The organism is Mesorhizobium sp. M7A.F.Ca.CA.002.15.2.1 (assembly GCF_003998715.1).
Taxonomy (GTDB): Bacteria; Pseudomonadota; Alphaproteobacteria; order Rhizobiales; family Rhizobiaceae; genus Mesorhizobium; species Mesorhizobium ciceri.
The window spans coordinates 1-9,612 of the sequence record NZ_RZPI01000146.1; the positions used below are offsets into that span (position 1 = coordinate 1).

7 protein-coding genes are annotated in these 9,612 nt (G+C 62.5%); 4 read left to right on the forward strand and 3 right to left on the reverse strand.

Annotated elements, in window-relative coordinates; translation table 11 throughout:
• Together ENZ74_RS11185 and ENZ74_RS11190 are read left to right on the forward strand one after the other, a co-directional pair.
• On the forward strand, positions 1–213 hold a 213-nt coding region (locus ENZ74_RS11185), incomplete at its 5' end, for a transcriptional regulator (RefSeq protein ID WP_127312778.1).
• A gap of 172 nt (positions 214–385) precedes the next feature.
• Positions 386–1,312, forward strand: coding sequence for a Gfo/Idh/MocA family oxidoreductase (locus ENZ74_RS11190; protein ID WP_013531419.1), 927 nt, complete (start codon positions 386–388; stop codon positions 1,310–1,312).
• Between the two features lie 100 nt (positions 1,313–1,412).
• Here the strand turns inward: ENZ74_RS11190 and ENZ74_RS11195 are convergent, their stop codons facing one another.
• Positions 1,413–1,811, reverse strand: a complete 399-nt coding sequence (locus tag ENZ74_RS11195; RefSeq protein WP_013531418.1) for a chlorophyllide reductase subunit BchY — start codon at positions 1,809–1,811, stop codon at positions 1,413–1,415.
• A gap of 96 nt (positions 1,812–1,907) precedes the next feature.
• On the opposite strand from ENZ74_RS11195, the gene ENZ74_RS11200 reads away from it, so the two are divergent.
• Together ENZ74_RS11200 and ENZ74_RS11205 are read left to right on the forward strand one after the other, a co-directional pair.
• Positions 1,908–2,486: a DUF2975 domain-containing protein gene (locus ENZ74_RS11200; RefSeq protein WP_063168071.1), complete on the forward strand. Its 579-nt coding sequence runs from the start codon at positions 1,908–1,910 to the stop codon at positions 2,484–2,486.
• 13 nt (positions 2,487–2,499) lie between these two features.
• Positions 2,500–2,712, forward strand: a complete 213-nt coding sequence (locus ENZ74_RS11205; RefSeq protein WP_013531416.1) for a helix-turn-helix transcriptional regulator — start codon at positions 2,500–2,502, stop codon at positions 2,710–2,712.
• A gap of 65 nt (positions 2,713–2,777) precedes the next feature.
• Here ENZ74_RS11205 and rpoC read toward each other — a convergent pair whose 3' ends face one another.
• On the reverse strand, positions 2,778–6,974 hold the full coding sequence (gene rpoC / locus ENZ74_RS11210) for a DNA-directed RNA polymerase subunit beta' (protein WP_013531415.1): 4,197 nt from the start codon (positions 6,972–6,974) through the stop codon (positions 2,778–2,780).
• 186 nt (positions 6,975–7,160) lie between these two features.
• Positions 7,161–9,612 (reverse strand): DNA-directed RNA polymerase subunit beta (gene rpoB, locus ENZ74_RS11215; protein ID WP_127312779.1); only part of this gene is annotated, 2,452 nt, incomplete at its 5' end.

Genomic DNA, 9,612 nt, shown 5'->3' on the forward strand with positions numbered 1-9,612 from the left:
CCGGAAGGCGTCCACGTCATGCTGGTTGCGCCCGACGACGATTCGGCGGTGCGCCGGGCGCTCGAATCGCTTGCCGCCGAAGGTTACGCCGAGGCCGAGCTCGACCAGATCGGCGACATGGACGGCATCCCCGACGAAGAGCCGCATATTTCCGCCTTCCAGGGCGCGCTCGAAGGCGAAGTGTCGATCGTTACCTTCGACGTGCCGATCTGACCCCGGTCCAGCTTTCGAATCGACTGCCGAACCGAATCGGCGACCGAGGCCTTCCCAGCCGACAAATGTGCTGCCGCTAAGGGAAGGCTGAGCTTGGCTGCTCGGCTTCGGCTTGCCCGGGGCAAGTGTTCTGATAAGAAGCCATCACCATCATCAAACAGACGGAGCGGCCATGTCCCAGCCCATCAAGATAGGCATCGTCGGCGTCGGCAAGATCGTCCGCGACCAGCACCTGCCGGCCCTGGCGAAAGACCAGGACTATCGCCTCGTCGCGGCCGCCAGCCGTCACGGCAAGGTGGATGACATCCCGAATTTCCCCACCATCGAAGCCATGCTCGACGCCGTAGCCGAGCTCGAGGCCGTCTCGCTCTGCATGCCGCCGCAATTCCGCTACGACGCGGCGCGGACGGCGCTGACGGCAAAGAAGCATGTCTTCCTGGAGAAGCCGCCAGGCGCTACTGTCAGCGAGGTCGAAGACCTCAAGACATTGGCTGCGCACAACGGCGTCTCGCTGTTCGCCAGCTGGCACTCGCGCTATGCGCCGGCCGTCGAGGCCGCACGTGCTTTTCTAAGTTCAGCCCGCATCCGCTCGGCTGCCATCAACTGGAAAGAGGATGTGCGCCGCTGGCACCCGAACCAGGAATGGATCTGGGCTCCCGGCGGTTTTGGCGTCTTCGATCCCGGCATCAACGCGCTGTCGATTGCCACCCATATCCTGCCGGCCATGTTCATCACCTCGGCGGTGCTCGACTTTCCCGAAAACCGCGCCTCCCCGGTTGCCGCGCGCGTCACCTTCCGCACCTCGAATGGCCTGCCGGTGACGATGGACCTCGACTGGCTGCAGACAGGCCCGCAAAGCTGGGACATCCTGGCCGACACCGACAAGGGCGCCATGGTGCTGTCGGGCGGCGGCTCGAAGCTCGCCATCGATGGCAAGCTCATTCACGAAGAGCCGGAAGCGGAATATCCGATGCTCTACAAGCGCTTCGCCGAGATCGTGCGCGCCGGCGTTTCCGATGTCGATCTGGCCCCGCTCCAGCATGTCGCTGACGCCTTCATGCTCGGCAAGCGCAACGTAGTCGAGGCGTTTTTCGATTGAGCTCTGGAACCGCACTCGCTGATCGCGCGCGGGGGTCGCAGGTTGGGAATAGTCGCGCGACAGGATTGTCGCGCGACTGAGAACCAGCGGATCGCCAGGCTCAATTCCTGGTCCTGCAACCGGCACGCTTGACCATGTCGGCAATGATCAGTGGCGTCGCCGGTGTCTGAGACCAGTTACCCTGACGAGGGGCGCCCGCTTCAAGGGCGGCGCGCACCGCTCGTGTATCCAGGCTGAAAGAACTCTTGCAGGAAACGAGGCCGCCATTGCCGATCGTGTCGGCGATCACGCCGGCGGCTTCGCCAACCCCGGCGACATAGGCGACCAGCGTTTGCCTGGCGACCGGGCTGGTGTCGGCCTTGTCGAGCATTTCCATCACCTGCCCCACCGATATCCGGCCTGTCGCGGTCGACGGGAGGGCGATGGCAGCAAAAGGCGTTATGGACGCGGCGACAATCGCGATGGCTGCCACGGCAATCCGGCGTTTGAACGAAGGCATAGGTTTCTCCTGTGATGAGGAATTGACAAGAATCATCATTACGCATAAACAAATTATTGTAAAACGATAATTCATTACAATGGAGTGATAACGGCGATGATTGAACCTGTCATCACGGCTGTCCCTGCCGATCCTGCCCGCCAGCTTAGATTGAGACGCATCCGACTTTTCAGCCTAGTGCTGGCGAGGTGTTTTGTCGTCCTCGCCATATTGCTGACCATCGGTCTGCTGTTCTACTGGCTCAGCGTCTCCGCCAGTTCGATCGCGGCCGATGCGCAAATCCCACAGGAATGGCTGAGCGAGCTTGGCCTCGGTCGAAGACTGGTCGGGTTCGCGATCTCGTTCGTGCCGCTTGCCTGCCTCGTCTTCGCGCTCATGGCCGCAAGGCGCTGCTTCGGCGCTTTCGCGTCCGGCAACTTCTTCGGTCAGGGCGCCATCAGCAATTTGCGATACTTTGGCCTCGGCCTGCTGGCATCCGCCTTGCTGAAACCGGTTTCGGCGGCGGCATTGTCCGTTCTGCTCAGCTGGGACGCGCCTGCCGGCCAGCACCGGCTGACGCTCGGTCTCGACAGCGACACGATGCTGACCTTGCTGGCAGCTTGCATCGTCGCTGTCATCACCTGGGTCATGGCCGAGGCATCGGCACTCGCCGAAGAAAACGCGCAATTCATCTGATGAGGATCAGCTCATGCCCATAAGGGTCAGGCTCAATGTCGTCCTCGCCGAACGAAACGTGAAGTCAAAGGACCTGGCCGAATATGTCGGCATCACCGAGGCCAATCTTTCCCTTTTGAAGCAGGGAAAGGTCAAGGGTATCCGGTTCGACACGCTGGAGCGCATCTGCGACTATCTCGACTGTCAGCCGGGCGATCTGCTTCGCTTCGAGAGGGTGTCCGAATAGCACAAAGAAATAGGCCGCCGGGTTGCCCCGACGGCCTTATTGCCTGAGATCGTTGCCGTCCGCGCTTACTGCGCGGCGGTGGTCATGTCGGCCAGCATCGGCTCGGCGACTTCCGCACCCGAGGCCTTGCGGCGCTCGTCGATGATCAGTTCGTCGCGCGAGGTGGCGATGCGCCGGATCTGGCTCATCGTGCCGCCGGTACCGGCCGGGATCAACCGGCCGACGATGACGTTTTCCTTCAAGCCCTGCAGCATGTCGGTCTTGCCGGCAACGGCAGCTTCCGTCAGCACTCGCGTCGTCTCCTGGAAGGAGGCGGCCGAGATGAAGGACGGCGTCTGCAGCGATGCCTTGGTGATGCCGAGCAGCACCGGCAGGCCTTCGGCCGGCTTCTTGCCGTCCTCGACCAGACGCTCGTTGACCTCTTCCAGTTCGATCACGTCGACATGATCGCCCGGGATGTAGGTCGAATCGCCCTGCACCGTGATCTCGACCTTCTGCAGCATCTGGCGAACGATCACCTCGATGTGCTTGTCGTTGATCGACACGCCCTGCAGACGGTAGACTTCCTGGATCTCGTTGACGAGGTAGGAAGCAAGTGCCTCCACGCCCTTGATCGCCAGGATGTCGTGCGGCGCCGGGTTGCCGTCGAGGATGTAGTCGCCCTTCTCGATGACGTCGCCGTCCTGGAGATGGAACGGCTTGCCCTTCGGGATCAGGTATTCGACCGGCTCAAGCGTCGAGTCATGCGGCTCGATGATGATGCGACGCTTGTTCTTGTAGTCGCGGCCGAAGCGGATCGTGCCGTCGATCTCGGCGATGATGGCGTGATCCTTCGGACGACGTGCCTCGAACAGCTCGGCAACACGCGGCAGACCGCCGGTGATGTCCTTGGTCTTGGCGCTTTCCATCGGAATACGCGCCAAAACGTCGCCGGGGCGAACCTGCGAACCCGGCTCGACCGAAAGAATGGCCTCGACCGAGAGCAGGAAGCGGGCGTCGCCGCCCTTGGACAGCTTGCCGACCTTGCCCTTGGCGTCCTGGATCGCAATCGCCGGCTTCAGGTCGTTGCCACGTGGCGTCGAGCGCCAGTCGATGACCTCACGCTTGGTGATGCCGGTCGACTCGTCGGCCGTTTCCTGAACGGAAATGCCGTCGACCAGATCCTCGTACGACACCCTGCCCTCGATTTCGGTGAGGACCGGACGCGTGTAGGGATCCCACTCGGCGATACGCTGGCCGCGCTTCACCTTGTCACCATCGTCCACGAAGATGCGCGAACCATAGGTGAGACGGTGCGAGGCGCGCTCCTTGCCGGCTTCGTCGAGGATCAGCACCGCCATGTTGCGGCCCATGACCATCTGCTGGCCGTCGGAGTTGCGCACCACGTTGCGGTTGCGGATCTCGACCTTGCCCTCATACGAGGCTTCAAGGAACGAGCTGTCCACCACCTGCGCGGTACCGCCCATGTGGAAGGTACGCATGGTGAGCTGGGTGCCCGGCTCGCCGATCGACTGCGCCGCGATGACGCCGACGGCTTCGCCCTGGTTGACCGGGGTGCCGCGGGCCAGATCGCGACCGTAGCAGACCGCGCAGACGCCAACCCTGACTTCGCAAGTCAGTGCCGAGCGGATGCGGACCGACTGGACGCCGGCCTTTTCGATCTGTTCCACGTCACGCTCGTCCATCAGCGTTCCGGCCTTGACCAGGATCTCGCCCGACACCGGATGGGTGATGTCGTCGAGCGACGTACGGCCCAGCACGCGCTGGCCGACCGAAGCAACGACCTGACCGGCATCGACGATCGGCTGCATGGTGAGGCCCTTGTCGGTGCCGCAGTCGACGGAGTTGACGATGCAGTCCTGCGCCACGTCGACCAGACGACGGGTGAGGTAACCCGAGTTCGCCGTCTTCAAGGCGGTGTCGGCCAGACCCTTGCGGGCGCCGTGGGTCGAGTTGAAGTACTCGAGCACGGTCAGGCCTTCCTTGAAGTTCGAGATGATCGGCGTCTCGATGATTTCACCCGACGGCTTGGCCATAAGGCCGCGCATGCCGGCAAGCTGGCGCATCTGGGTGGGCGAGCCACGCGCACCGGAGTGCGACATCATGTAGATCGAGTTCATCGGCTTCTGACGGCCATTGTCCTCGAACTCGACCGCCTTGATGCGGGCCATCATCTCGTCGGCGACCTTTTCCGAGCACTTGGCCCAGGCGTCGACGACCTTGTTGTACTTCTCGCCCTGCGTGATCAGACCGTCATTGTACTGCTGCTCGTATTCCTTGGCCAAAGCCTCGGTGTCGGAGACCAGCTTGATCTTGGCATCCGGGATCAGCATGTCGTCCTTGCCGAACGAAATGCCGGCGCGGCAGGCATGGCTGAAGCCGAGCGCCATGATGCGATCGCAGAAAATGACCGTCTCCTTCTGACCGCAGTGGCGGTAGACGGTGTCGATCATCTTGGAGATGTTCTTCTTGGTCATCTCCTGGTTGGCGGTCTCGTAAGGCACGTTGACGTTCTTCGGCAGAAGCTCGCCGATGATCATGCGGCCAGGCGTGGTGTCATGGATCTTCGACACGACCTTGCCTTCGGCGTCGACCGTGCGGAAACGACCCTTGATCTTGGAGTGCAGCGTCACCGCCTTGGTCTCGAGCGCGTGCTGGAGTTCGCCCATGTCGGCAAACACCATGCCCTCGCCCGGCTCGTTCTGGTTGACGATCGAGAGATAGTAGAGACCCAGAACCATGTCCTGCGACGGCACAATGATCGGCGCGCCGGAAGCCGGGTGCAGGATGTTGTTGGTCGACATCATCAGCACGCGGGCTTCAAGCTGCGCTTCCAGCGACAACGGCACGTGAACGGCCATCTGGTCGCCGTCGAAGTCGGCGTTGAAGGCCGTGCAGACCAGCGGGTGCAGCTGGATCGCCTTGCCTTCGATCAGGATCGGCTCGAACGCCTGGATGCCGAGACGGTGCAGCGTCGGCGCACGGTTCAGCAGCACCGGATGCTCGCGGATGACCTCGTCGAGGATATCCCAGACTTCCGGACGCTCCTTTTCGACCAGCTTCTTCGCCTGCTTGACGGTCGAGGAGTAACCCTTGGCGTCGAGACGGGCGTAGATGAAGGGCTTGAACAGTTCGAGCGCCATCTTCTTGGGCAGGCCGCACTGGTGCAGCTTGAGCTCCGGACCGGTCACGATGACCGAGCGGCCGGAATAGTCGACGCGCTTGCCGAGCAGGTTCTGACGGAACCGGCCCTGCTTGCCCTTGAGCATGTCGGACAGCGACTTCAGCGGGCGCTTGTTGGCGCCGGTGATGACGCGGCCGCGGCGGCCGTTGTCGAACAGCGCATCGACGGCTTCCTGCAGCATGCGCTTTTCATTGCGCACGATGATGCCGGGGGCGCGCAGCTCGATCAGCCGCTTCAGGCGGTTGTTGCGGTTGATGACGCGGCGATAGAGATCGTTCAGATCCGACGTGGCGAAGCGGCCGCCGTCCAGCGGGACGAGCGGACGCAGGTCCGGCGGGATCACCGGAACCACCTTCATGATCATCCATTCCGGACGATTGCCGGATTCCATGAAGTTCTCGACGACCTTGAGCCGCTTCAGATACTTCTTCTGCTTCAGCTCGGAGGTGGTCGACGCCAGTTCCGAACGCAGGTCGCCGGCGATCTTCTCCAGGTCCATGCCGGCCAGGAGGTCATGAATGGCCTCGGCGCCGATCATGGCGGTGAACGAATCCTCGCCATACTCGTCGACGGCGATCATGTACTCTTCCTCGCTGAGCAGCTGGTGCTCCTTCAGCGCGGTGAGGCCAGGTTCGGTGACGATGTAGTTCTCGAAGTAGAGGACGCGCTCGATGTCCTTCAGGGTCATGTCGAGCAGCGTGCCGATGCGCGACGGCAGCGACTTCAGGAACCAGATATGGGCGACCGGTGCCGCCAGCTCGATATGGCCCATGCGCTCGCGGCGAACGCGCGACAGCGTGACTTCGACGCCGCACTTCTCGCAGATGACGCCCTTGTACTTCATGCGCTTGTACTTGCCGCACAGGCACTCATAGTCCTTGATCGGGCCAAAAATGCGCGCGCAGAACAGACCGTCACGCTCCGGCTTGAAGGTGCGGTAGTTGATGGTCTCCGGCTTCTTGATCTCGCCGAAAGACCAGGACAGAATCTTCTCAGGGCTGGCAAGCGATATCCGGATGGAATCGAACACCTGCGCAGGCGCCTGCGGATTGAAGAGATTCATGACCTCTTGGTTCATGCCGTTCTCCTTTTCGGGATCCTCGAAGATCCCTTGCATCTAGTCGCGAGCCAAACGCCCGCCGTCTTTGTCGGCCACTGGCCGTCGAATTCTTCCTGGTTGAGCATGATCCTGTCCGAAAACCGGTAGCCACTTTTCGGGATCATGCTCGAGGCGCGCCGCGGACAGCCGTGGCGCGCCATTGCCTTACTCGGCCGCGTCGGGCAGCCGGACAGGGTTGTCGTCGAGCTTGGTGTTCTCCAGCTCGACGTTGAGGCCGAGAGACCGCATTTCCTTGACGAGAACGTTGAAGCTCTCCGGGATGCCGGCCTCGAAGGTGTCGTCGCCACGCACGATCGCCTCGTAGACCTTGGTACGGCCGGCGACGTCGTCGGACTTCACCGTCAGCATTTCCTGCAGCGTGTAGGCGGCGCCGTACGCTTCCAGCGCCCAGACCTCCATCTCGCCGAAGCGCTGGCCACCGAACTGCGCCTTGCCGCCCAGCGGCTGCTGGGTGACGAGCGAGTACGGACCGATCGAACGCGCGTGGATCTTGTCGTCCACGAGATGGTGAAGCTTGAGCATGTAGATGTAGCCCATCGTCACCTTGCGATCGAACGGCTCGCCCGTGCGTCCGTCATAGAGCTGCGACTGACCGCTGCTGTGCAGGCCCGCCTGCTCCAGCATGATGTTGATGTCAGCCTCATGCGCGCCGTCGAACACCGGGGTCGCGATCGAGACGCCGCGGCGCATCTGCTCGCTGAGGCGAACGATGCTCTCGTCGTCATAGTCACGAACCGGCTCGTTGCGGTCGTTGGCCGGGATGAAGCTCTCGAGCGTCTTGCGCAGCGGCTTGATGTCGCCGGCTGCCTTGTACGTGTCGATCAGCTCGCCGATCTTCCTGCCCATGCCCGCACATGCCCAGCCCAGATGCGTTTCCAGGATCTGGCCGACATTCATGCGGCTCGGCACACCCAGCGGGTTGAGCACGATATCGGCATGCGTGCCGTCCTCGAGGAAAGGCATGTCCTCCACCGGAACGATCCGCGACACGACACCCTTGTTGCCGTGACGGCCGGCCATCTTGTCGCCGGGCTGCATCTTGCGCTTCACGGCCACGAAGACCTTGACCATCTTCATGACGCCCGGAGGCATTTCGTCGCCGCGCTGGACCTTCTCGACCTTGTCCATGAAACGCTGCTCGAGCGCCTTCTTGGAATCGTCGTACTGGCCACGCAGCGCTTCCAGCTCGCTCTGGAGCTTTTCGTTCTCCACGGCAAACTGCCACCACTGCGAACGCGGATACTCGTCGAGCGTATCCTTGGACAGCGTCGAGCCCTTCTTGAAGCCCTTCGGTCCAGCGATCGCTTCCTTGCCGACGAGCACGTCGGAAAGACGCGCGTAGACGTTACGGTCCAGAATGGCCTGCTCGTCGTCGCGGTCCTTGGCGAGGCGTTCGATCTCCTCGCGCTCGATCGCCATGGCGCGCTCGTCCTTCTCCACACCGTGGCGATTGAAGACGCGCACCTCGACGACGGTGCCGAATGTGCCCGGAGGCATGCGCATCGAGGTGTCGCGCACATCGGACGCCTTTTCGCCGAAGATGGCGCGCAGAAGCTTCTCTTCCGGCGTCATCGGGCTTTCGCCCTTCGGCGTGATCTTGCCGACCAGGATGTCGCCCGGCTGAACTTCCGCACCGATGTAGACGATGCCGGCTTCGTCGAGGTTCTTCAGCGCTTCTTCCGAGACGTTCGGGATATCGCGCGTGATTTCCTCCGGTCCAAGCTTGGTATCGCGCGCCATGACCTCGAACTCCTCGATGTGGATCGAGGTGAAGACGTCGTCGGCGACGATGCGTTCGGACAGGAGGATCGAGTCCTCGTAATTGTAGCCGTTCCACGGCATGAACGCGACCAGCACGTTGCGGCCGAGCGCCAGATCGCCGAGCTCGGTCGACGGACCGTCGGCGATGATGTCGCCCTTGTTGACCCGGTCGCCCATGCGAACCAGCGGACGCTGGTTGATGCAGGTGTTCTGGTTCGAACGTTGGAACTTCATCAACCGGTAGATATCGACGCCGGACTTGCCCGGATCGAGATCTTCGGTGGCGCGGATAACGATACGCGTCGCGTCCACCTGGTCGACGATGCCGCCGCGGCGGGCGCCGATGGCGGCGCCCGAGTCACGGGCGACGATCGGCTCCATGCCGGTGCCGACGAACGGCGCCTCGGCGCGCACCAGCGGCACGGCCTGACGCTGCATGTTCGAGCCCATCAGAGCGCGGTTGGCGTCGTCGTTTTCCAGGAACGGGATCAGGGCCGCGGCCACCGACACCATCTGCTTGGGCGACACGTCCATCAGATCGACGTTTTCGCGCGGCGCCATCATCACTTCGCCGGCACTGCGGCAAATGACGAATTCGTCGACGAAACCACCGTTCTTGTCGAGCTCGGCGTTGGCCTGCGCGACATGGTGCTTGGCCTCTTCCATCGCCGAGAGATAGACGACGTCATTGGTCAGCTTGCCGTCGACGATCTTGCGGTACGGGCTCTCGATGAAGCCGTACTTGTTGACGCGTGCGAAGGTGGCCAGCGAGTTGATCAGACCGATATTCGGGCCTTCCGGCGTCTCGATCGGGCAGATGCGGCCGTAATGCGTC